General features: G+C 33.3%; 15 protein-coding genes. 9 read left to right on the top strand and 6 right to left on the bottom strand.

Annotated elements, in window-relative coordinates; translation table 11 throughout:
• Window position 1 precedes the first annotated feature (1 nt).
• Window positions 2–898 carry an RluA family pseudouridine synthase gene (locus prwr041_RS12780; RefSeq protein ID WP_207154174.1) on the top strand — a complete coding sequence of 299 codons (897 nt, stop codon included), beginning with the start codon at window positions 2–4 and terminating at the stop codon, window positions 896–898.
• A gap of 157 nt (window positions 899–1,055) precedes the next feature.
• On the opposite strand, the gene prwr041_RS12775 is transcribed toward prwr041_RS12780, so the two are convergent.
• Entirely contained in the window at window positions 1,056–3,434 is a 2,379-nt protein-coding gene (locus prwr041_RS12775) for a TonB-dependent receptor (RefSeq protein WP_207154173.1), read from the bottom strand.
• 878 nt (window positions 3,435–4,312) lie between these two features.
• On the opposite strand from prwr041_RS12775, the gene prwr041_RS12770 reads away from it, so the two are divergent.
• The 5 genes from prwr041_RS12770 (at window position 4,313) to prwr041_RS12750 (ending at window position 11,178) form a co-directional block, all read left to right on the top strand.
• Window positions 4,313–5,014: a hypothetical protein gene (locus tag prwr041_RS12770; RefSeq protein ID WP_207154172.1), complete on the top strand. Its 702-nt coding sequence runs from the start codon at window positions 4,313–4,315 to the stop codon at window positions 5,012–5,014.
• Entirely contained in the window at window positions 5,008–7,347 is a 2,340-nt protein-coding gene (locus tag prwr041_RS12765; RefSeq protein WP_207154171.1) for a DEAD/DEAH box helicase, read from the top strand. Before prwr041_RS12770 ends, prwr041_RS12765 begins: the two co-directional genes overlap by 7 nt.
• A gap of 71 nt (window positions 7,348–7,418) precedes the next feature.
• Window positions 7,419–8,423, top strand: coding sequence for an FRG domain-containing protein (locus prwr041_RS12760; protein ID WP_207154170.1), 1,005 nt, complete (start codon window positions 7,419–7,421; stop codon window positions 8,421–8,423).
• Between the two features lie 45 nt (window positions 8,424–8,468).
• Window positions 8,469–10,073 (top strand): DUF4209 domain-containing protein, encoded by a 1,605-nt coding sequence (locus tag prwr041_RS12755; RefSeq protein WP_207154169.1) that lies wholly within the window; start codon window positions 8,469–8,471, stop codon window positions 10,071–10,073.
• Window positions 10,051–11,178 (top strand): PDDEXK family nuclease, encoded by a 1,128-nt coding sequence (locus prwr041_RS12750; RefSeq protein WP_237072247.1) that lies wholly within the window; start codon window positions 10,051–10,053, stop codon window positions 11,176–11,178. Before prwr041_RS12755 ends, prwr041_RS12750 begins: the two co-directional genes overlap by 23 nt.
• Before the next feature lie 102 nt (window positions 11,179–11,280).
• Here prwr041_RS12750 and prwr041_RS12745 read toward each other — a convergent pair whose 3' ends face one another.
• A complete protein-coding gene (locus prwr041_RS12745) occupies window positions 11,281–11,613 on the bottom strand; it encodes a DUF4372 domain-containing protein (protein WP_237072246.1) in 333 nt (110 codons plus the stop codon).
• A 657-nt stretch (window positions 11,614–12,270) separates the two neighbouring features.
• Between prwr041_RS12745 and prwr041_RS12740 the strand changes: the two genes are divergently transcribed.
• The 3 genes from prwr041_RS12740 to prwr041_RS12730 all read left to right on the top strand — a co-directional run bounded on the left by prwr041_RS12740 (window position 12,271) and on the right by prwr041_RS12730 (window position 16,900).
• Window positions 12,271–14,136 (top strand): NERD domain-containing protein, encoded by a 1,866-nt coding sequence (locus prwr041_RS12740; RefSeq protein ID WP_207154167.1) that lies wholly within the window; start codon window positions 12,271–12,273, stop codon window positions 14,134–14,136.
• Window positions 14,137–14,611: 475 nt separating this feature from the next.
• On the top strand, window positions 14,612–15,361 hold the full coding sequence (locus prwr041_RS12735; protein WP_207154166.1) for a hypothetical protein: 750 nt from the start codon (window positions 14,612–14,614) through the stop codon (window positions 15,359–15,361).
• Between the two features lie 6 nt (window positions 15,362–15,367).
• Window positions 15,368–16,900 carry a DUF723 domain-containing protein gene (locus prwr041_RS12730; protein ID WP_207154165.1) on the top strand — a complete coding sequence of 511 codons (1,533 nt, stop codon included), beginning with the start codon at window positions 15,368–15,370 and terminating at the stop codon, window positions 16,898–16,900.
• Window positions 16,901–16,965: 65 nt separating this feature from the next.
• Here prwr041_RS12730 and prwr041_RS12725 read toward each other — a convergent pair whose 3' ends face one another.
• From prwr041_RS12725 to prwr041_RS12710, 4 genes are all read right to left on the bottom strand, one after another.
• Complete coding sequence (locus prwr041_RS12725; RefSeq protein WP_237072245.1) at window positions 16,966–18,111, bottom strand: IS4 family transposase; 1,146 nt, start codon at window positions 18,109–18,111, stop codon at window positions 16,966–16,968.
• Between the two features lie 2,228 nt (window positions 18,112–20,339).
• Window positions 20,340–20,786, bottom strand: a complete 447-nt coding sequence (locus prwr041_RS12720) for a hypothetical protein (protein ID WP_207154164.1) — start codon at window positions 20,784–20,786, stop codon at window positions 20,340–20,342.
• A gap of 71 nt (window positions 20,787–20,857) precedes the next feature.
• Window positions 20,858–22,552: an ATP-dependent DNA helicase gene (locus prwr041_RS12715; protein WP_207154163.1), complete on the bottom strand. Its 1,695-nt coding sequence runs from the start codon at window positions 22,550–22,552 to the stop codon at window positions 20,858–20,860.
• 53 nt (window positions 22,553–22,605) lie between these two features.
• Window positions 22,606–25,158, bottom strand: a complete 2,553-nt coding sequence (locus prwr041_RS12710) for a transglycosylase domain-containing protein (RefSeq protein WP_207154162.1) — start codon at window positions 25,156–25,158, stop codon at window positions 22,606–22,608.
• Between the last annotated feature and the right edge of the window lie 39 nt (window positions 25,159–25,197).

The raw sequence follows: 25,197 nt of genomic DNA, 5'->3' as shown, positions 1-25,197 counted from the left end.
GATGATAAGAAACAATTATAATCGCCCTGGTGAATACGACTATTATGTCGTTGAGCATAAAGGGATGTTGTTGGAATGGCTCTTGGAAAATGTCAAAGGCATGAGTAAGTCTAAAATAAAGTCTACTCTTCAAGGTCGCGGCATAAAAGTTGAGAAAAAGATAGTTACCAGATTTGACTATCCTTTAACTGAGGGTATGAAAATAACTGTAAGTAAGACTAAACAAAACAACAATACTTTTAAAAGCCGATATCTTAAGATCGTATATGAAGATCAATATCTTGTCGTTATAGAAAAGAATATCGGTATCTTATCAATGGCAGCTGGTCACTCATCACTAAATGTTAAAACAGTCCTTGATGATTATTTTAAAAGAAGCAACCAAAAATGTAGTGCTCATATTGTCCATCGTCTAGATCGTGACACGAGTGGACTGATGATCTATGCTAAAGATAAGGAAACAGAAATGCTGCTTGAAGAAGATTGGCATAATATCGTTTTTGATAGAAGATATGTTGCTGTGGTATCTGGTGAAATGGAACAGAATGAAGGCACTATCGCTAGCTGGTTGAAAGATAATAGTGCATACGTAACATATTCTTCTCCTGTAGATAATGGTGGAAAATATGCTGTTACACATTTTCACGTGCTAGACAGAACTACAGATCATTCACTTGTAGAATATAAACTGGAAACTGGTAGAAAAAATCAGATCAGAGTACATTCAGCCGATATGGGTCATCCTGTATGTGGAGATATAAAATATGGTAATGGAGATAATCCAATAAAAAGATTATGTCTACATGCTTATGTGTTATCATTCTATCACCCAGTAACGCATGAACCAATGAATTTTGAAACTCCTATTCCCCCACATTTTCGTCACATTTTTAAATAGAATATATGGTACATAATTTTGGATATTTTATCTTTATACTTATTGCGATAGTAGTAGGAATAATTACGATTAAAAAAGTTACAGGTTGCCTTATAAAAGGCGTTATTGGTGTTGTGTTAATTGCAATATTAGCCCTGTTATACTTTTTATATTTCAGTTAAAACTCAAATGTAATTTTTGTATTAAGTAATCTACCTGAAAGGTAATTAGGTACAGCATATTGCTGGTTCGTAATATCTGTTATCCAGTAATAACTATTGACATTATTAATCCCAAAAAGATTAAGACACTCTATACCAAGCCAAATGTTTTTAAAGACATTTGGCTTTTCTTTGTTTGCATTAGATAGAAGTCTGTAACTCATACCGATATCGGCTCGTTTATATGCAGGAGCTCTAAACGAACTGCGGCCGTATTCATTATGTGGAGTTGAAAAAGGTAGACCGTCAGCATAGCTCAATGATAGCGACATCTTCCATTTATCTGTTCCTGGAAAGTAGTCGGTATAAAACAAATTGATTGCGTATCGTTGATCTGTTGGCAAAGGAATGCTATAACCCTGAAGATTCATTTTGGTATTCATCAATGATAGCGAAATCCATGAATTCGTATTCGGTACGAACTCACCATATAGTTTGAAGTCTATTCCTGCAGCATGTCCTGAAGCCTCATTACGTCCATCATATACAACCTTTACATTGTTCACTGAATAGGGGATCAGATTACTTAGTATCTTGTAATATGCATCAGCACTAAACTTGAATGGTCTATTCGTAACATTGAAGCGGTAATCCATTCCAGCAATAAGATGTATAGACTTCTGACTCTTAATTTTGTTGTTCAACGAAACTGTAGTTATTCCGTTAGTGCTTGTTGTATCGCGCAGTTCCTTGAAGAATGGAGCTTGGTAATATACGCCTGTTGCCAGTCGTAATGTGATGTTCTTGTTGAAAGATGGGATTACAACTAATGATATTCTTGGAGATACGATCGTTTCCTTGTTATAACTCCAATGACTTATTCTTGCACCATAATTTAATGTAAAGAGTGTATTCTCATTGGGACTTGTGAACTTCCATGAATCTTGAATATAACTTTCTATACGTCGTGAATTAATCTTATTATTCGCGTTTAAAGAGTAAATCATATTTAGGTCAGTCCCTGTATGTGGTATGCTGTAACCACTTGAATCCCTCATTTCATACTCATTACTGTATTCTTTTATGTGTTCATCTTTGAATGTTATTCCAGCTTCAAGATGATGTTTGTCAATATGATGCTTTAATATCAACTTTAGAATATTGACATTTGCCTTTAAATAGTTTCTTGCATGTTCAAAAAAGGTACCGACACCGAGATTCTCTTGGCTTTCGGTTTGTGTAAGCCAATACTGACTTTGTATATCATATTGTTCCTTTTCATTTGATGTGAATGACGAAGCCATTAATGAAATACTGCTACTAGGGTAGATTTGCCTTGTTATTCCAAATGTAGCACTAGTAGTTTTGAAGATATCATTCTCTTGACCGTCAAAATACACATTAAATGATTTTACATTATCCATTGTGCCAAATGTAGTTTCACGGGTTTTAGGATAGAAATTATAATGGTTGTTATTATAGTTTCCTATAATATCAAAGCTCCATTCAGAATTCGGTCTATAAGAAAAATATGTTTGATAATCTGTGAAATTCGGTTTATATTCACCTGATGTTTCAAGTGAATTTAGTAAAAAACGATTGTTGTTATATCGAAAGCTGTTAGTCCATGAAAACTTCTTATTACCGAATCCAATATATGCGTCAGCAGACATTAGACTTGCGGATACAACAGATTCAAATTTCTCTGGCTTCTTATAGGTTATGTCAAGAACTGAAGACATCTTATCACCATACTTTGCTGTAAAACCACCGTTTGAGAAGTCAATATTCTCAACCATATATGGACTAATCACAGATAAGCCCTCTTGTTGTCCGCTTTTTATAAGAAAAGGACGGTATATTTCATTGCCATTAATATAGATACTATTCTCATCAAACGAGCCACCTCTTACGTTATACTGCGATGAAAATTCACTGTGTGTTGATACACCTGATTGCAATTGAACGAGTTTTTCAACAGTATTTGAATTAGCGCCAGAATTAAGATTCTGCAAATCGGTTTTCTTTAGATTCTGTAATAAACCAGATTGTATTTTCTGCCCTGTAACTTCGACGGTTTCTAATGTGTTGTCATTTGGGTACATTGTAACCAACAACGTTTGTCTTCCTCTTGGTTTAATTAATACTTTTGTCTTGGTCTTATATCCAATCATTGAAAACTTAACCTTTACACTATCAGCAGAGAATAATGAAATAGAAAATTCTCCTTTAGAAGAAGTCAAAGCAAGTTTACCCTGATTCAGTACTGAAACAGATGCAAATTCTATTGGCTTATTGTCTGCGTCAAGAACTCTTCCATGAAGAAGAAAACTTTGCGCATCAATATTCAGCACAAATCCAATTGATATTATAAGTAGGAATAACTTTAACCTCATATACAATATACAAACGAAAATCATATTCGATTATTGTATATAGGGTAGTAATGATAAAATTGATTATGAATATATTCGTTTTATACTGAAGTCCAAGAAAGGGTGGCAATTTTGAAAACCTTATGTGCGTGTGATAATGCTTACTACAAGGTGAAGCATTATTAATGCAATATTGGCTAACATGCCTTACAAAATTTAATAGGAGATCTCCTGTTTGATAATTTTACGTATGAATTATATTTTAATTATGATTAAGAACTTTTGCAGTGTAATTTGAAATAAAATTCAATTTTTCTTATTAATTATTGTATTTAATTATTTTTTTTATTATATTTGCGCTAAAATTATAAAATAAAGAACTATTGAACGGATAAACTACTTCAATAGTTTGGATTTAACTAATACACTATGAGTACACAAAATCGCACTTGTCTAATATACGCCAACAGAGCCAAATGCAATAATGCCGATGCTATCCATAATTTGGAATTTATTAGTTGGGCGACGGCTAAAAATTATAAATTTGCTATCGCGGATACGGTGTGTGTGTTTATATCTGATGAACGAAGAGTTTGATTCAAAATGCAAGTGGAGGCAGAAGGTATAAAACGCAAAGACGGGCATATTTCAATGTGTTCACATATAGATTACATTTTGTAGCAGAGTATAATGGAAAACTTCTTAATGAGGATGAACTTTTAAATCGTGGATTTAAAGACGGTGGGAGTATACAAAATCCTTCATACTGATGATACAACTTTAATTTTACTCAGAAAAATATCAGAAAAGATAGTAATCATTTAGTATCCTTTTCAATTAAAAGTAGATGAGAAGTAATTATTTGCAGTGTGCAAAATAAATATTGACCCTAAAAAGTTATGAAAGTTACAAAGATAGACAGATTAAATTATCTTAAACCAGAGCAGTATCCCAATTGTGATATTTTTTGCTTGCATGTTCTTATTGATGATCTTGAAATGATTATTGCTGAGATGAGGGTCGTAATTGCTGGCACCTCATGGATTAATAGACTTCGTTCTATTGATCAGAAGATTTATACTGTTAACTCAAAAAAGACTATCGATAAGATTGTTAATATTATAACGTCAAGAGTTGTAAATGAACTGAATGATAGCGTAGGTGAATATATGATATCATATACTGCTCAAAAAATGCTAGTTGACAGTTTCAATCATTTCCGTCTGCCGCTTGCTGAACTTTTAAAAGAAAAGATATCAGGTAACCCTGGATTTGATTTTCATACTATATCTGAAAAAAAGTTGCTTAATTTCGGTGAAGCAAAATTTAGTATGAAAGAGACACCAAAAGATCTCGCAATTAATCAAATATCGGACTTTATTAAGGATGAAAAGGATTATGGTGAGTTATTATCATTAAAGCCACTTGTTGATTCTTTAGTAATAGATAATATGGATGATGGAAAACGAGGCTATATTGCTGCGTTCTCATTTAATTCAAAGAGTATTGATACAATATTTAAACATGCATTAAATAGTGATGCCATGAAAAATATTGGAAAGTATCAGGAGTTTTACTTAATTGCAATACAGGTATGCTAGATAAAATGTGGTTTGATATAGATGTCGAGCTTACTGACTTTATTTTTTCTTTATGTACAGAGCTACATAAGGAAGGCCCTGTAGATAGCGATGTATTGGAAAGCCTCTCTATAATAAAAAGCCTGTATCCAGAGAAGATAGCTCCCTTTGAGAACGACATCTTATATTATATGGGGCTTTTCTATAAGACGACGAAGCCTACAAACTTTAAGGAACTAATCTATCAAGAATTTGCTGATTCGATTAAAGAAACGACTTCATGTGATTTTACTCCTGTTCAAGCAGATGCATTTAATAAGATTAAGAGTTCTAACAACTTTTCATTTTCAGCGCCTACAAGTACCGGTAAATCATTTCTATTTAACAAACTCTTGCAAGAAGCAAAGGGAGATGTTATTGTTGTCGTACCGTCAAGAGCACTTCTTTCTGAGTATATTAGTAAAATATCTGTAGTTGTAGGTAAAGATGTATTGGTTTTGTCGTTTATAGACATAATAAATAAGAAGAAAACAAAAAGAAATATATTTGTTATTACCCCAGAAAGAGGTGATGATCTTTTTCAAAAGATTGATGAGCTAAACATTGATCTTTTCATGTTTGATGAGGCTCAATTGACAGAAGATAAGTTACGTGGACTGAAATTTGATTCCTTTGTTAGGCGAGTAAATAAGAAATGTCCTAAAGCAAAGAAGGTATTTGCTCATCCTTTTATTGATAATCCTGAAGCCCAAATCATAAAGAATAAGTTAATTGGTAAATCTTCATTTGCTAATTACCAGCAAAGAAGTGTTGGTAAGATTTTTTTGACTAGAAAAAAAAATGATAGTTTTGTCTATTTTTCTCCCTTCAATGATAAGACGAACGGAGATATAGTATACAATGGTGATCCTATAGAATGTGTCTTAAACAGAAAAGGAACATGTTTAATATACGTTTCAAAAAATAGTATTTATACATCGGTTATTAGTGAAAAAATACAAAGATATATAGTACAATGCCCTCTAATTGCGGATAGTAGGGCGCTTAAATATATTGAGAAAGTTGAGGAGTTTCTTGGCTCGAATAAACGCAAGTCATCTATGATTGTTGAAATGATGAGACACGGTATCATTATTCATCATGGCTCTATACCTTTGCGAGTAAGAAGCATTATAGAGCAGTTTATTACTGCTGGGTATGCTAGATTATGTTTTGCAACATCAACTTTAATACAAGGTGTAAATATGCCTTTTGATCTTGTCTGGATTGATAATTTTCGTTTTTGGGGATCAGATGACGAAAAGTCATTGGACTTAAAGAATTTGATCGGGCGTGCTGGTAGAACTAATGAAAAAAGTAATACTTTTGATTTCGGTTATGTTGTGATTAATGAATCAAACAGAGGTAAATTTACTGAGCGATTACTTTATACCTCAAGAATATCAGAAGATTCATTGCTAGATTTGGAAGGACATGATATTTTTGAAGACGTAGAGGACGAAATTAATGCAATTATAAATGACGACTTTGATATTGACCTGAAAATGCCAAATATTCAAGTAGAACGTCTAAAAGATAGTAATATTGATGTAGATATTGCGTATATATTGGATAGTTTTTTTGTAAATGGAAAGCCTATAAGCGGTAAGGAATATTATAATATTTCCAAAGTTCAACGAGATAAAATTAAGAAGGCTTTCCAGCATATTTTTGTATCTCATCTGAATCGGAGGGAATTGGTTGGTGGTGAACGAAGTGTTTTGAGTACTGCAATTCCTCTTTTATTATGGACTATTCAAGGTAAAACATTTGCTGAAATTGTATCTCTGCGTTATTCGTTTCTCTCGATGCGCGAAGAACAGGCACGTTTAACTAAGCAACTCGTTGAAGGATTTATATCGGAGCCGATATTTTTGCAGGAGCAAGATAAATTACGTGTTAGGGAATCTCCATCAGCACATTCTTTACCTGATAAAAGCTACACGAAATCAAACTCATTGTTTAAGGATATGTCACCAATGAAATTATCATATGATCTTGTCATATATGATACGTATGATTACATGGATAAGGTTATATCATTGTCCTTGAAAAATCCTATGTGTGCTGCATTCTTTCTTTACTATGATAAAACTAATGATTCTCGAGCTCTTGCTCTATCAAATTACATATCTTATGGAACTAATGATAGAAAGGAAATATGGTTAAAAAGATATGGTTTTGAACAAGAGGATATGGAATGGCTTAAGCCATGTGTTGATGATATCGATGAAAACCAAATAACATTTAATGATAATATAAAGCAGTATCTAGATGATGAGCAGAAAAGTGTTCTATTAGAAAGATATATCTAAATTAATCATTGATATGATAAATTTGAAGAGTAAGAATATAATTTGATTATAAATTTATAAAACTGATAGCTATGTATAATACATTTGAAGAAAAAAATGAGAACTTTGGATTATTACCAAAAGTCGAAACGTTAGATCAGTTAGATAAATTAAAGAATAAACTCTCACGAAACTTAAATAATCGATTTAGGGGTGTATGTGAAGCAAAATATTATATGCTAACATCACTCCAAAGACTATGTCCTATAGGAATTTCTAATAAAGACTATATGCGTGGACTGCTGTCTAATGTAAAAGGAGACAGTACAATCAAAAACTTCTTTGAAGACAATAATATTTATATCAATGATTTGTCGTGTTTGTCGTTAATGCAACATTTAGGCATGCCAACACCTTTACTTGACTTCACGATTGATATAAATATTGCATTGTCATTTGCTGCTGATGGTGCTAAGATGTATGATACTACAACCGAAACTGACGATTATTGTTCACTTTATTATTTTGATTTATCGAAAGAAATGGAGATCAACAATGCTAATGTCCAAAATGTGTTGTCTTCTGGTATGCATGAAGCAGAAAAATTGTGTGATGAATTTAATAAAGCCAATTCTATGATTCATTTAGATGATTCTAAATTGAGAAAAATAAATAAATTTGTAACATGGGATGATTTAGCGAGTTTAGAAATAGCTTTGGTCGAATATCAAGGGCTTGCTACTCAAGTACGTACTCTTGATAATCAAGAACTTGATACTACCAATTCTAATTTATTAAACCAGAAAGGCGCATTTGTTATAAACCAATTTGATGACAAAATGCCTTTAGAAGAAAATTGGAATATGAGAACAAATGCTTCAAGACATAAGTTAATATCTAGTTTGCCATCTGGCTCCTCATTGCTTTTTTCAGGTATTTACACAAAGGAGAAGATGTCTTGCGTAGATATAAATAAAAAAGTTATTTTAAAATGGAAACAAAAACATCCTATCGAATTATACGATAATTCAAAAGGGTTTGAGGCGCTGAAAAAGAGACTTTGTGCTATTAAGGATAACTATAATAAGTCCGTTTAGCATCCATGGTAAACAAATAATTTATGGTGTTATAAATTTGTAGAAATGGCAAAATTTTCCAAAATTATAGATCAACTTGATAATGACATTCGGAAAATGTCATATAATGATGTATGTTCCGCCGTAAATTCCTGCGAAACTGAAGATAAATTATCTTTCGAAGTAGAGGCTGAAAACATAGGTATGTCATTTGTGGAGAATGCTGGTAACAAGAAATTGGGGTGTTATTATGGTCCTAAATTGATATTGAAAAAAGATACAGGCGACCCCATATACTTACCTGATATTACTAATATAACTTCTGATCATATTGATTATTGGACGAAGCGAGCCAATATAACGAGTAATCCACTCCTAAAAATGAGATATACAGGTCTTGTTTGGGACTTATGCAAGCGAATTACAGGTAAAGAGCCTTCATTTAAGGATATGAAGCTACAATTCATCATTTCTTCGATTGAAACCATAGAGCAAGATCTTGCAGATAACCCAATATGTGGATTGAATTATATAGAGTGTGCTATTAAAAAAGCAATAAGCATAAATAATTTAAAACTTACAGACAGAGCTATCAAGACAATGTTGGCTTATGAAGCGAAATACTCTAAAGATACTTATTCTGGCATATGGGGGCGTCCATTCCTGATGCTACTTGATCATATTGCTCAATTCTCTTCTTATGAGAATGTTATCGTAAAATCCATGCTTGATAGATTTGATAGGTTTGAAGTAGTTTGTAAAAATGGGGATATGAGCGCAGAGTATATACATTTATTAAAAGATACTGCTAAGCTTCTTGCAGATTACTATATGATTAAGCAAAATATTGTGAAGGTGAAAGAATTTTTAGATAGATATCATGTATGTTTAACTTTGCTTTACGATACTCAAGGAGCTATGTGGGCACATGGTATGATAAAAAATCTACAAGGATTATATAGAAAATACAATCTGGCAAAAGAAGCGAATCGACTCTACCTAGAAATTCAATTGTTAGCAAGCAAAATCCCTAATGAAATGAGACCTATAAAGATATCTGTGCCTATTGAAAATGATAAAATTGAGGAGTATTTTAAACCGCTACTAGAAGGTACCATTGAAGAGGGAATGCTGATATCATCATACTTTATTAAAATGCACATACAAAAGATGAAATTAAAGGAAATGTTCACATATGATATGGTCATGAATCTCTTTCAGAATTCGCCATTGATTTTAGAGTCTCAAAGGTCATTATTAGAGAAAGGCATGAAAGCTTATTTTGATCAAGACTATATTGTAGCTTGTCATTTGCTTGTACCGCTCTTTGAAAATGCTATTAGGGTAGTTGCTGCATCTAATGGGCATGAGGTATTAAGATCAAATGCTAATTCTCAAGAAGGGAATGAATATGTCTCACTCGATAGATTATTAAATGACATTGAAGGTGATTATGCCAATCTAAAGAATCTTGTTGCGTATTTTAAGAATGTATTCACCGACAAGAATGGATGGAATACAAGAAATCTATTATGCCACGGTGCGCTAGCAGCTAGTTCATTCAATGATACACTTGCAGATAGAGTAGTTCATGCATTTCTATTACTTTCACAAATTAAACCTATGAACAAAGAATATGATAGCACCAATGCAACTGAAGAAGCCAAGTAATTGGCAAGATTTTGAAAAACTCTGCCAGTTATTGTGGGGGGAAATATGGGAATGTTCTGATTCTATTAAACGTCATGGCCGTCAAGGTCAAAATCAACATGGTGTGGACGTATATGCCTATGTAGATAAGTATAAAGGTTATTGTGGTGTTCAGTGTAAAGGTAAGGATGAATATACTAACGCCCAACTAACAAAAGACGAAATTGATAAAGAAATAAATAAGGCTAAGACATTTGAGCCATCTTTATCTTTGCTTGTTTTTGCAACTACAGCAAATAAAGATGCCAAGATAGAAGAGTATATTAGGATAAGGGATTTGGATAATAGAAAACAAGGTCTATTTAAGATAGATATATCATCTTGGGAGGATATTGTTGACCATCTGCAACGTTACCGTGAAACATATAATTGGTATGTGAATAATTGCCAATTTAATGATGCTACAGATGTTAATGTTACATTTAATGGTGAAGAGAAAATAGCGATTTCTCCTGAGTTTATAAGGAATACTACTCATTATATTCTTAAACAATCAGTCGGACCTATAACTGATTCTCAAATGCTGCTTCGCAAGTTGGCAGTATTATATCCTTCACCTATTACCTCAATATATCCTGTGAGAAAAATTGATCGGAGATGGTGCAAACTTCATATTCGAATAGATAATATAGGTAGCACAGTAATTAAGACACCAAAATTAATTGTGTCTTTCAATTCGAATGATATTGAGAAATTGTATGATGAATTCTATTATAGTAATGAATTTGGACTTAATAATGCTGTTAAAGCCCAGATTAATGCAAGTAAAGACGCAAAGAGAGAAGTATTTAAGACTTATAGTAATGTGATTGAATATAAGCCTAAAGAATCTGTTTTTGTGCAAAAAGACAATAGAAACTTCACTATTAGTATAATACCATCTGATGGAATAAGTAAAATGCCTTTGTATTGGAAACTGTTATGTCAAGATTACCAAGAGGAGGGTACCTTATGGATAAATATAGTTCCTAAATATGAAGATAAAGAAATAACAATTCAAGTTAATAGTGCTTCTGAATTAAAAAGTGATGAAGTAACTATTATACCGAAGATTGTTGAAGAATAAAAGATTAGTCAGAAAATTCAAATTGAACAATAATATAATTGTCGTTAGGTCTATTATCTGCAGATATCTCATCCATCTAAGTTTCTTTTGGCTTCGGTTGTTCTAGATTGGCATATAGATCACGGTATATTGCCTCAGACATAGCTTCAGACTTCTCCTATTAGCATCAGACAATGTATTTCGGGATTTCATCATTGTACTTAAATGATGAAATTTACTTCCTTTCGCTTGTAACGAGGTGTTTATTTCACGAAGAGAATTAAAGCGCATAATTACGGCATAGAGCATTACAACCAGATGAGTCAACCCATCGAAACGCTTAAATATTTCGTTCACCGCTATATTAACGACCAATCTCAAGAATTTTGACTTATCATGTAAATTTATTACCTGGCTATAGAGTGGCAGTCCGATAGAATGTGTACTTTTGCCCATATGTTAGATTTTTCTTGTGGTAAAGGAAAAGATAACACTTTTTAGTCTGAACTCAGAAATGAATTCTGCCTTTTATTGTTATTACTCAAAAAGTTATATCGGACACCAATAAAATACTTTTTAATGTATAACAGGCTTATTTCAATAGAAAAACACTTTAACGCTTATTAGTTTAAAAACCTATGTGCGAACGAGATTACTTACGATAATATGGAATATTGCTAATGTAGTTTTGGACAATATGCCTGTGTAAAATGTCAACGCCATTGATGGTAAAGAAATTGTATTTTAATCTGTACCCACTTTATTGTTAATGATTTACGAAAAAAACTCCATCCTGTACTTCATCCCTTTAATTGTGATTTCCACTCCATTTTGTCCCATTTCGTTGTTCAATCAAAGCCGCTACATTTGAATGCTATTCTTGTTGTAAAGATAGGATAATATTTAATAAGGAAGAAGAGGATGTCCAAAGAAATTGAAAGCCACTTCACGTTTTTTGAATGGACAAGGATTAAATAATGTAGTATAAATCACTTTTTCTTTATAAATATTGTTGATATAAAATATATAGTATAACTTTGCTATTATAAACTTCAATATAGCGAAGATAATATTATTAAATATGGATTTATTAAAGCTAACACAATTATAAAAATGGAAGATGTTAAGTATAATTATCAAGACGCTTATAAAAAAATGATAGCTGTAAAAGAACATCATCGAACAATCGAGGAGATCGTTGATGACCTCAAAAAAGAACTCATACTTGTACAGGAAGAGTCCTTTTTGGTTCACGCCATGCAGTTGATTATTGAACTTGATTTCAAAGCTACGTCACCGCTGTATAAACATCTGCTATCCCCTATGAGGCAAACTCTTTATTTGATAGATGTATTCTACTCAATTGATAAACAGGAGGGAGATGTTGTAATGAACGAAGAACGTTGGGATAGAATAGCTATATTGCTCAATGAAATAGAAATGACTTATTTTGTTAATATTGGGTTCCCAAATCACGGCGATTTATTCTATGACGAGCGCGATGAAAAAATAAAAGTGTCCCTAGCAACATTTTTGGGATATTTTAGTAATGCAGTATTAAGCTATGAGGAACAGATGCTAGATAGAATTATGAGATATATCAAGCCATATGATGAGTATATTCAATCGCACTATAGCTTTAAAATAGATGATGCAATAAAGTTTATTCTGCATATAAGGGCTTTGAATAACAACAAATTTAACGATATTTTTCGAACTTTTATGGATACATACTCTTTCTATGATACTCATCATGAGGAATGGTATAATTTGATTCTGAAATTTAAAGAAAGAGGAATTGATAATCCACAGGATTGGTGGAATCAACCCGAATTAAGCGGCATGATGAAGACCATAAGTACAAATCCAGGGGAAGTTAATGTGCATCAGATAAAGGAGTTGATTGATGTAGAAATAAGCCCTGATTGTTTGCAACATATCCTGGATTTCTTTTTGTATGATAAGGATTCATTAAAAGGCAAAACAATCTATTATGCTGACAAGCACTACTCTGAATCACATCCACTTATTATGATAGGTAAGAAATGCATTTGCCCAATCAATAAATTCCTGTTTGAGGGGTTATACTTTAGGTTGGATGAAGTGTTAATAAAAGAAGAACCCACGGGGAAATACAAACAGAACAAAGACACAGCATTCGAGGAGAAGGTTAAAGAGGTGTTTCAGCGGTTCTTCCCGAAAAAGACAAAGATTTTTACCAACTATAGTATTGACGGTGTTGCGGAGAACGACTTACTAGTTGTATTTGGAAACGCTTGCATTATTGTAGAGATCAAGGATTGCAAATTCCGTGAACCATTCCGTGACCCAATAAAAGCATATGACCGGATAAAGAGAGATTATCATAATGCCATCCAATTAGGGTATGAACAATGCAGACGTGTTGAGAAGATTCTTTTAGCCGATCAGGATATTAATATCCTTGATGCAGATAACAAAAAAGATATCTTATATCATCTAAAAAAGAGAAATATTAGTAATGTGTGGTCTATCGTTGTTACAGACTTTAAGTATGGTGCAATTCAGACTAATCTTAGTATGTTATTGAAAAAGGATAATGAAGCTTTATATCCTTGGTCGGTTTGTATTGATGACTTAGAAGTTTTGTTCTTATTGATGAAAAAAAGGCTGAAAGGGATAGCTCCTGCACGTTTCATGGAGTTTATTGATTATAGAGAAAGGCTGCAAGGGCACGTGATGTGCTTCGATGAACTAGAAATTTGCGGCTGGTATCTAAACGATCGTGAGCAATTCAAAAAATATGCAGATAAAGACATTATGATCAATACAACTCCTAATATGGAAACTATCTTTGATGCCTATTACCGCATTGGACTTGGATTTAAGAATGAGTTGGACATGGAGTACAAAAAGCATTATAAAATACCAAATTATCCAAGAAGTTTTGATTTAAGCATGATAACAGGTGAGAAAATAATAGGTGAAGATAACTTATAGCATTAGTGTATATCTCTCCAATTTCATCATTCCAAATATATTATTTCATTTGAACTTTTTAAAAGGAAATCACAGAAAAATATAATTCTTTGCGCAAAGCCTATATTGTTGCCGATAAATATGTCCGTAATTTTTTTATGCTATTTCGGATGCAAAAATAGACAATTATACTGATATTATAATCTATGGGGATAAGTTGTTGTTTTAAGTTACGATTTATCTCTTATGTGAGATAAAATATGTATTATCTGCAAAAATGTGTTAAGTTTGCACCAAAAGACTTGTTATCTTAGATGTAATTCTTTATCTTTATGGTTTAATTAGCATATATCGCTTTTGGAATTATAAGATTGAAATCTTGATTTGTTCACAAGTGTAATAATACGAATGATATCAATGTTTAAATCTTTAACAAAATAGTAGCATAGATATTATGGATATGTAAGTTTTAAAAATCGTAATCTTATTTACTAATATGGAAATCATTAATTATACAGAAATTAACTGTAACAACGTAGATTTTAGAAAGTTAGGATTAGTAAAGCAAATATGCAAAGCTATTAAAGACTACTTTTGGAATAATAGAAAAGAGAAAGACTCGTCAGAAATGATTATTGGTGACCCTTGCTTTTTTTTAATAAAAGTCTTTGAAATGTATCATACTGAGTGGCAAGAGCGAATTGGTGAGGATCGCCTTATAGGCTTTCGAGTAAAGAAAGCCGAAGGGCAAAATACCTTATGTTTTCATATAGTTCTTGAAAACATCGAATTAAAAGACTCTGCTATTTCATATAGTAAGCTATCCAAGAAATTAAGAGTTGAAGCCGATGTCAAGGCTGCATGCCGTACAGCTATAGATAAACTTAAAAGTAAGTTCAAGATTAAACATTGTAATGGGCGATGTCCTGTGTCAACGTTAGAACTTACATTGGATAATTCAGTAGTACATCATTATGATAAGCCCATGAATAAGATAATAGATGAATGGGTTGAGTTAAATGGAGGTTACCAAAAAGTCTATAAGCATGTAAATCCAGCTATTGGTGGAGGAACAATTACCTCCTTTATAGATAATAAGATGATAGAAGATTTTATTGACTATCACAATGCACACACTCATATGATTGTCTTGCATAAACAAGGACATAATATGATACATAATAAAAATCAGTGTTTGACTAAAGCAGAAGAAGAACGTGTTAAGTTATATAATAAGCTATGCTAATAACCAATGTCAGAAAGAAGTAACAAAATTGTTTTTATAGAGAAAGCTATAATAATTCATGGTGACCAATACGACTACTCACAAGTTGTTTATATAAACAACCGAACCAAAGTGTTAATTACCTGTAAGCAGTGTGGCTTTCAATTTTTACAATCACCTGGTAGTCATCTTGCAGGTCGTGGTTGTCCTAAATGCTGCAATAAACAAACTCATAGGAGGGTTACGCAAGATCAATATATATGTAAGGCTTTACAGATTCATAATAGTAAATTTGACTACTCACAAACACAATATGTTGATATGCACAAGAAGATAAAAATAATTTGTCCTCAACATGGTGTTTTTGAACAGATAGCTTATGTTCATATACAAGGAAGTGGTTGTCCTAAATGTAAAGGTGAGAAAACAAGGCAGAGATTGCAATATAATACTGAATATTTTGTTTCAAAAGCATCAGAAGTACATAATAATAAGTATAATTATTCTATGGTAGATTATAGAGGATGGGACAAAAAGGTGAAAATAATCTGCCCTATACATGGAAAATTCTACCAATCTCCTTCTGAGCATCTAAAAGGGTATGGTTGTGTAAAGTGTGCTAATTCTCATGAAGATAGAAAATTAAACGTATTCGAGTTCTTTGAAAGAGCAAAAGTAGTACACCAAAACAAATATAGCTATGTTCATTTTGTTTTTAAGGACTACAAAACAAAAGGTATGATAGAGTGCCCTAAACATGGTTTCTTTTGGCAATCACCTGCAGACCATTTATCTGGGCGTGGGTGTATGAAATGTAAAGATGATAAAACTAGACAACGGTTTTTAAGTAATACTGATGACTTTATAAATAAGGCTAAAAAAGTTCATGATGACTTTTACGATTATAGTCTTATTGATTATAAAAATGCCAGAGAAAAAGTTCGTGTTATTTGTCCTATACATGGTGAATTTCTACAAACCCCTAATGCTCATCTTCATAAATATGGTTGTCCCAAATGTGGTGCTGATAAAACTATAAAAGCCCTTATAGGAACTACAGAACAATTTATTGAAAAAGCTAAAGAAATTCATGGTAATAAATATGATTATTCAAAAGTTGAATATCAAAGGAATTGCATAAAAGTATGTATCATTTGTCCCAAACATGGTGAATTTTTCCAAACACCTAATAGTCACCTGTTAGGAAACGGATGTCATAAATGTAAGCAGACCAAGGGAGAGGTAAAGATTGAGAAATTTCTTTTAGACAACAATATTCAATATCAAGCTGAGTTTGTCATTCTTCACCCTGGTTATCATAGAAGATTATTCAAAGTAGATTTTTGGTTACCCAAATTATATACAATTATAGAGTATAATGGCATTCAACATTATGAACCAATAAACTTTATGGGAGGCTATAAAAGACTCGAAGGAAGACAAAAAAGAGATAATGATTTAATTGACTATTGCTCAAAGAATAAAATAAATCTTATAGTTATTCCATACACGGATTTCAATGAAATAGAAAGTGCTCTTAATGACAAACTATCTTTATAATTTTCAATAAAATAACATTTCACTAGTGTCTCTTAATTAATGTTAATCAAAATGAAAGTCAATTTCTAACTGTCCATCGGACGGCTCCTCCTCTTCTTCAGAGTGGAAGAACAGTTCAGCAATGTCCTCTTAGAGGAGCAACGCACTGCAGAGTATTCGCATGATTTGAACGATTGGGCGATTGAGGTTGAGCCTCCTCTCAATGATTCCAATAAGGCAATACGTGATGATTGCCACATGGATTTGGATTCTAACAGCATTCTCGGACTCTCCCCAGAAGGTTTTGACACGAAGATGCTGCTTGACCCATTTGAAGAATAGCTCAACTTGCCATCTGTAGCGATAAAGCCTGGCAATAATCTTGGCAGCAAGATAGAAGTTATTTGGTAGTAAGTAAAGGTTCGTTGCAGGTCTGGTGCAAAGTAAACAATACGTCTGATAGCACCTGGATAGTTGGACTTATTCCTCTTACCTGTGAATCGTACGGTCTGATCATAAAGAACATTATCCTCTCCATCAAGAAGTTCTTCCCCATCCACAATTTCATATTCAGGTCTACGTTTTTCACGGATGATGAAGAAAGCCATAGAGCTGTGGATTGCATAGAGTCTTGCCAGGTCAAAGTAACCTCTGTCAAAGACATAGCAGGCGTTAGGCTCATAAGTGATCCAGTCCATTGCGTTGACATCGTGGATGACCGCATTGGTGATTCTGTAGAATACTGGAATCTCGGTAACGATATCAACCTGCGTGTGGATTTTAATGCCAGACTTGGTGCTTCGGAATTTAGCCCATCTAAATATAGACATACAGAGGTCGATAGTTGTGGAGTCAACTGCATAAAATCTGCCATGAAGTTCGAAGTCTTTCGTGAGACGCAGGTTCTGAGCGATGGACACCATATAAAAGGCAAATTCTTCGAATATTCGATGATCTCTGATGGAGTTAGCCTTGGACAGTATCTGACGATTGACAGCTTTTTTACCAAACCCGAGGAAAAACGATTTCTTACCATGTGCAATTGTGATATCTGTGAGTTCTCTCAGACTGCAGCAACCTATAAGCTGCCCAAACAAAAGAACCAGCATGTGATTCCAATGAGAAAGCGACCAACCTTGAGTCCGATCGTTGTATTTCTGAACGATGCGCCTGAATTGGCGCTGTGGCAGAAACGAGGTAATCTGTGTGAAGATGTATTGTCCAACATTCATATATGCGGTGATTTGAATTCGACCGCAAAGGTAAAAATTTCAAAGCCCGGACGGTTTTTTAAACAGCTAATTTATTGTGAATGAGAGATATAAACATATATTTTACAAATAATTAAGAGACACTAGTGATAATATTTTATATTGATAATATCAATTAACTAAATATTATGGATTATAGTAAATACTATTTTAACAAACTAGTCAAAAGTTTTGTTTCAACTCAAGATAAGTGGCATTATGCAGAAAGGGTTGGTATGTAAATAAAACAACTAGCTTTACTATCTGTATATATATATCCAAAATAGTAGTAAATATTCTAACTATTTGTCTGTTTGCAGATTATCCTTTCGCTTGGTATGTATACAGTATATAAACAGTCTCTTAAACAAGTTCCTGCAGATACAGCTTTTGTTACCAACAAGTTTGTCATATTTACAATAAATATTATATGCTTCAATAACGAGTATGTCATATTTATGCAAATACCTATTAAAAAATAATTTTTTTGATCTAAAAGAACTTATGGTAATTTTTGTTAAGAGTTAATCAAAAATAGAACAACTTGGTTGAAATTGTATTATATTTGCACCATTCAATCAGAACCAAAGCGTCAGAATTGTATCATTTTTTAATTTTAAAAAGATATAATTATGACATATTTAATACAATTTATTAGATTACACAAGTTTCTAATCTCTACTATAACGATTAGAGCTGGTCCCATTATATTTTACAGTGAATATTGATTTAATTTAAAACTTTTAAAAATAGCAACATGAAGGAAAAAAAATATGTATGTCGGATTAAATCCGAAGGCTTAATAAGTGATCATTTTGTTTCAATGAATGACCTTCCCTGTTTATCAGAAGCTGATAGATGTTATTCTATAGAACATTCTTTATCGTGTCAGCTACGCGGAAAGCCTTTTGAGGTAATTGAAAAAAAAGAAATTTAGTTATATTCAGAAGAGGGTAGGAGTAATTCTACCTTTTTTTTTCTAACTTTATTAGATAAGAGTTGCTAAACTAAACGAAGCATATTCAGGAGACATTCCAGCTAAGTTATGTGCAGAGGAATATTGCACGCCCGTGTTAAGAATAACAAGCATCATATACATAACTGCTTTATATTAACAAATCTGTGGAATACCCATATTTCGAGAGGTTTTTGGCAGCCAAAAAACATCAATAAGCCCTACCTACATCAACAAAAAAAAGTTTTTTTTGAGTTTTTAGTGCTGTTTCCTACATGATTTGTCGAAACGCATTGTTATACAATACGTTAGCTAATGTATAAGAGTCCGTTCTTATACATTTTAGGGAGTGATTAGGCCCTAATCACTCTGTTGTCCTACATGCTTTACCGAGTGATTAGGGTCTAATCACTCAAAGGCGCTCCGAAAAAGGCGATTTTATTCTCGTTGCGCTTTATGCATTTTGACTATGATAGAATCTGTATACATATTCGTAGTTATGCATACTGAAACACTATACATTTCTAAAAACTGATACTGATAGACATTACATATTCTGAAATCCTTTACTGAAAAGATTGATATGGTGAAATGTATTTACAAATTAGTTTGGTTGCTATATTACATTTACAAAGATAAATGAGATTCCTGTATTTATATTTCTTATGAAGGGCACCATTCAGATTTGCGTTACTGATGAAAATATGAACTAATGGTCCAAGAAACAAAAGCGACTTTCGTATTGAGATTGGGACAAAATTCACCGTTTTAAGTACAAATACGTGCTTAAAATGTAGGAATCATGTAGGAAAGATGTAGGAAAAGGCACTCTTATACATGCCTTAATCTATTGACTATTAATGGTTTACGTCAAAAATGTAGGTAGTGTAGGTAATTTTTCTTTTTTTCTGGAAACTTTTTCAATTTGGGGAGGGTTTACCTGCTAAATTAGCAATGAATCTTTTTACTTTATCAAGTAGCTTTCGCCTTTGCCGGCTACTTTATCAGCGAAATATAACGTATTTAATCGACGAAACAAAAGTTTACAAATTAATATTATTATGAACTATAATATTGCTAATACCTTTTGATAGGGGAGAATAAAGGTTTTGAGAACTCCAAGTGCCTCCTTTTCTTAGTCAAAGAAATATTTTAATGCACAAAGTAATTGGATTACTAACCAACAGTCATAGTGTTAATGAAAATCGCCAAAAGAAAAAGTTAACTTTAAAATTCTCAAATAACAAATCAACCTTTAATCACGTTCTTTAATCAAATTATCAAGGAAGTCATCCAAATCTTGGTTTAAACCTTCCATTAAATCACCTCCAAGAATAACAGTTTCATCATCAGCAAGGTATAGTTCTGCGATGTTTTCGTTGTCATCATTTTCAAGCACAAAGCTATATGGCTTCAATAAACCAAAGTTATCAACTATTTTACTATTATCATGTAAAATAGAGCGGAAGATATTTGTTATCTGATCATAAAAATCATCATCTTTATTCTCAATCCACTGCTCAACAACACAACGAGTAATTTCCACATCATCATCATCAAAAGCAAGCATCTCACCACTATCCTGACTGACAATAATATGTATATCAGTTAATAATGAAGGATCTTCATTCTCAGGAAACTTCTGAGCTATTTTATGGATGAATCTCTCGATCTGCTGAGTGGTCTGTTCTGTTGGTTTCATATTTGATAATTTAATTGTTAGCAAAGGTAAGAGAAAGGAAAGAGATATCAAAATTTTTTTGACCTTATTTTTTATTCATTCATTAATTTAGTCAATTTTTTCTTAGCCTCAGATATGGTTGGATATAGTTCAAGGGCTTTTTGATAATTTTTAATAGCAGCTTCTTTCATATTTGCAGCTTCACATTCTTTAGCCATGATGACATATTCAACAGCAAGTTTCTTAAGAAATTTCTCTCTCTTTTTTATGTTGTCAGCCAATACCTCGTTTTGTTTTTTCAATTCGTTGATTATATTCAACTTTTTACGAATATACCTTATGACTGACGGCTTCTCAATATCATATCTGCTATGTATTGCAAGAAAGAAATTGTCTAGTGCTGACTGCATGTTTCCATCGTCAAAAGCTATGACAGTATCATGGTATTGCTTGTCTGCTTTGCTTTGTTTTAAGGCGGTGTTGAGTATAACATCGTCATTATATCCCTTGGCAAAGTTAACAACTTCTTTTCTAATGAAAATATCTTCCCACCTTATAGGTTCCTTCAGGCTAATACCTTCCATTGATGTGCATCTGGATAGCGCTACGTAAGCTTGTCCACCTGCAAACACGCCACCCGTAAAATCAATTTTTACTCGGGAAAATGTCAATCCTTGACTTTTGTGTACCGTTATTGCCCATGCAAGTCTAAGTGGAAATTGTCTGTATGTGCCAATTTCATCTTCTTCAATCTTCTTTTCTTTGGCATTAAAGGTATATTTTACGTTACTCCAAATTTCCTGTTCTACCTCGACATCGTCGCCATTCTCTGTTCTGATCAATATATAACCATCCTCAGCACTGTCAAGGCCTATAACAGTACCTAACGTGCCATTTACCCAACGCTTCTTAATATCATTTTTTACGAACAGAATTTGAGCGCCAAGTTTAAGTTCAAGTTCAATTGGAGTGGGGAGGCTACTTTGTGGGAACTCACCATTTATGATGCCATAAAACATGGTAGGTTCTTCATCAATCAGCTTCAGCTTCTCATTATTGATGAAATCTACAGTGTCTCTTCTTGTTGATAAAGTAATAGCAAGACTGGAATCTTTTTCATCGAGTTCTTTGCCTACTCGTTTATTTAAGACATCCAAGTCTGCTTTTTTAATGTTTGAAGTGCGGATGCGATCAAGAATATCAATAAACAATGGATCGGTTTGTCTATATACTTTTTTTAATTCAATAGATATTAGTTGGAAACTACGGAATATCTTTGCATCAAAGAAGAATTTAGATGGATAATAGGGTTGTAAGATTTTCCATTCTTCCTCTTTTAAAACGGGTTCTAGCTGGTATATGTCACCAACAAAGAGCATTTGCTTTCCACCAAATGGCTCTCTCATGTTTCTACAGTATATGCGTAATACTTTATCAATGAAATCGATGATATCAGATCTAACCATACTGATTTCATCAATAATGATTAGTTCAACCTCTTGGATAAGTTTTATTTTCTCAGAATTATACTTTAATGTATTACGTATATTTCTTATAGAAAACTTAACATCATCAGGAAGTAAAGGATAGAATGGCAACTTAAAAAAACTATGCAGCGTTGTTCCTCCAGCATTGATTGCTGCGATTCCAGTAGGTGCAAGTATTATATGTTTCTTTTTTGTAGTATTTGCAATATAACGCAAAAAAGTAGATTTACCCGTCCCTGCCTTTCCTGTTAAGAAAAGTGAGCGATGGGTAAAATTAATAATCTGGAGCGCATTCTGCAACTCCAGATTATTAATATCTATGTTTTCTATATTTTTTATTTTAAATATATTATTTACAAGTTATCAAGATTCACTTGTTGTTCAGTAGCCTTATGCTTCTTTTTTGGCTCAACCGATTTAATAGCCTTATCGGTAGACTTACTTGTCTTTGGAGTTGTGCTTTCGTCATCTGACTCGGAATTTCCAGTAATTGGATTTCCATTTTCATCTAAAAGTACTTCCTCATCAGTGATCACACTATCACGCCGTGCTGTATCTTTCTTAACAGGTTGATAATAACTCTGGCATGTGTACATGTCTCTTGTAATGTCGTCATCATGCGGTTTATCAAACTTACCATGATAATGCTGGAATGCAGGATCTTTAAAGAGTGCTTGTAAGAAATAACCGCAAATTGGCAACGCCGTTCGCGATCCTTGTCCTAAAGCTCCCGTTCGGAAGTGGATACATCGATATTCTCCACCAACCCATGCACCCACAACAAGCTTAGGACTTACGCCCATAAACCACGCATCAGAGTGATTGTTACTTGTTCCTGTCTTACCACCAAATTCAGTATCTCGATAGTCACCTACATATCCCCATAGAGATTGTGATGTACCTCCTGGTTCACGCATACCTCCCTGCAACATCTGCTGCATCAAGAAAGCACTCTTATAAGGTATAACTTGCTCGCTCTTTGTTGGTCCAACATAAACTTCATTGCCATCTTTATCAACAATTCTTGTAACCAATACAGGGTCATGATGTTTACCATTGTCAGCTACAACGCAATATGCATCTGCCATTTCAAGAAGATTCACATCACTTGATCCTAATGCTAACGAAGGTGCATCATCAAGAGGGCTATTGATACCCATTTTCTTGGCTGTTTCTATGATACGTTTAATGCCCATTTCTTGTCCCAGACGTACTGCAACTGAATTGACACTTTTTGCAAAAGCGCTCTTCAAAGGCATTGAATCTCCACTGAAAGAACCATTCGCATTACCTGGTGTCCAAGTAACAACCTTGTGCTTTAACTTATCATATACTTGCATGGAAATGTATTCATCTCTGCGCTTGTCACATGGTGTAAGTCCTTGATTCATTGCCTCTGTATAAACAAAGAGCTTAAACGTAGAACCAGGTTGACGCATGGCTGTAACCTTGTCATATTTCCAAGAGTTGAAATTTATGTCACCAACCCATGCTTTTACGGCTCCTGACTGTGGCTCCATGGCAACAAAAGCACAGTGCATAAATGTTGTCATATATTTGATTGAATCTTCAGAAGTCATTATCTTAGTAACTTCTCCCTTATCATAATCAAACACTTTCACCGGATGTTTCCATTCTTTGTAATAGTAATTCACAGAGTCTGGGTTATGCGGGAAACGAGTCAACAAAGCTTTATAAAAAGGTTGATGCTGCGCTATGTTCTGTATAAAATTAGGAATAACCTTATGATTTTCATCTTGCCAAGGTTCTTGCCGCATCCAATTGGAAGTTTGATTGCGATATATATCCCAATGGTGATTAAAATTCTGCTGAACTTGTTTCATCTGCTTTTGGGCAGCTTCTTCAGCATATTTTTGCATACGCGAATCAACAGTAGTATATATTTTTAAACCGCTAGAGTAGAGGTCATAACCATTTTCTTCACACCAACTCTTTAGATAAGTTGCAATTGCTTCACGGAAGTACTTTGCCTGACCATCATAATTTTCTTCAATCTTAAAGTCAAGCTTTATTGGTAACTCCTTTAAAGAATCCATTTCAGTGCGACTTAAATCACCATGAGTTACCATGTTGTTTAGCACTGTGTTACGTCTTTTAATACAATTCTCAGGATTAGTCCTTGGATTATAGTATGATGTTGCCTTCAGCATTCCTACTAATACTGCAACTTGATCAGTGCTAAGATTTCTAGGTGTAGTATTATAATACGTTTTGGCAGCAGTTTTGATTCCATAAGAATTTGATCCAAAATCAACTGTATTAGCATACATTGTTATAATCTCTTTCTTAGAATATACTGTCTCCAGTTTCGTTGCAATAATCCATTCCTTACTCTTAACAACAAGGATTTTCAATCCAGGTATTCTTCCCAAAAGTCCAGCAGAGTATTGTGATCTCACACGGAACATATTTTTGGCAAGCTGCTGAGTAATCGTAGATGCTCCACGGCCATCATGATGTAATATAGCATCTTTCACAGCACCAAATAATCCAATAGGGTCTATACCCATGTGCTTGTAGAAACGTTCGTCCTCAGTATCTACTAAAGCCTTAAAGAATTTGGGATTTACTTCTTCATATTTGACAGGAGTTCGATTCTCATTAAAATATTTACCGATAAGTTTACCGTCTGCACTGTAAATTTCAGAAGCCTCACTGGTTTCTGGATCTAGAATACCAGAAAAATAGCCTGGTGATTTACCAAACAACCAAAGAAAGTTCACATCTACCATACCGAGATAGATAATGAATGCAATAATACATGAAAGGAAGCCTACAACAGTCTTAGTATACCAAGCGCGCCCTTTATATAGGGATTTGTACCACGGCCAGAAATCGTGAGCACGACGCAGACTCCATTTAAATAATCTCTTTATCTTATTCATAATTCTATAATTATCTTTTTATGGTGCAAATGTAATAAA

Source organism: Prevotella herbatica (assembly GCF_017347605.1).
In the GTDB taxonomy this organism is placed as follows: Bacteria; Bacteroidota; Bacteroidia; order Bacteroidales; family Bacteroidaceae; genus Prevotella; species Prevotella herbatica.
The sequence above is the reverse complement of the archived record's forward strand: the minus strand, read 5'-3'. Positions and strand labels throughout refer to the sequence as shown.

Excerpts from the sequence above, each read along its gene's own strand:
- prwr041_RS12765 (WP_207154171.1), top strand. The coding sequence starts at position 5,008 with ATGCTAGATAAAATGTGGTTTGATATAGATGTCGAGCTTACTGACTTT.
- prwr041_RS12725 (WP_237072245.1), bottom strand. The coding sequence starts at position 18,111 with ATGAATGTTGGACAATACATCTTCACACAGATTACCTCGTTTCTGCCA.
- prwr041_RS12720 (WP_207154164.1), bottom strand. The coding sequence starts at position 20,786 with ATGAAACCAACAGAACAGACCACTCAGCAGATCGAGAGATTCATCCAT.
- prwr041_RS12710 (WP_207154162.1), bottom strand. The coding sequence starts at position 25,158 with ATGAATAAGATAAAGAGATTATTTAAATGGAGTCTGCGTCGTGCTCAC.
- prwr041_RS12780 (WP_207154174.1), top strand. The coding sequence starts at position 2 with ATGATAAGAAACAATTATAATCGCCCTGGTGAATACGACTATTATGTC.
- prwr041_RS12775 (WP_207154173.1), bottom strand. The coding sequence starts at position 3,434 with ATGAGGTTAAAGTTATTCCTACTTATAATATCAATTGGATTTGTGCTG.
- prwr041_RS12750 (WP_237072247.1), top strand. The coding sequence starts at position 10,051 with ATGCAACTGAAGAAGCCAAGTAATTGGCAAGATTTTGAAAAACTCTGC.
- prwr041_RS12730 (WP_207154165.1), top strand. The coding sequence starts at position 15,368 with ATGTCAGAAAGAAGTAACAAAATTGTTTTTATAGAGAAAGCTATAATA.
- prwr041_RS12755 (WP_207154169.1), top strand. The coding sequence starts at position 8,469 with ATGGCAAAATTTTCCAAAATTATAGATCAACTTGATAATGACATTCGG.
- prwr041_RS12740 (WP_207154167.1), top strand. The coding sequence starts at position 12,271 with ATGGAAGATGTTAAGTATAATTATCAAGACGCTTATAAAAAAATGATA.
- prwr041_RS12735 (WP_207154166.1), top strand. The coding sequence starts at position 14,612 with ATGGAAATCATTAATTATACAGAAATTAACTGTAACAACGTAGATTTT.
- prwr041_RS12770 (WP_207154172.1), top strand. The coding sequence starts at position 4,313 with ATGAAAGTTACAAAGATAGACAGATTAAATTATCTTAAACCAGAGCAG.
- prwr041_RS12760 (WP_207154170.1), top strand. The coding sequence starts at position 7,419 with ATGTATAATACATTTGAAGAAAAAAATGAGAACTTTGGATTATTACCA.
- prwr041_RS12745 (WP_237072246.1), bottom strand. The coding sequence starts at position 11,613 with ATGGGCAAAAGTACACATTCTATCGGACTGCCACTCTATAGCCAGGTA.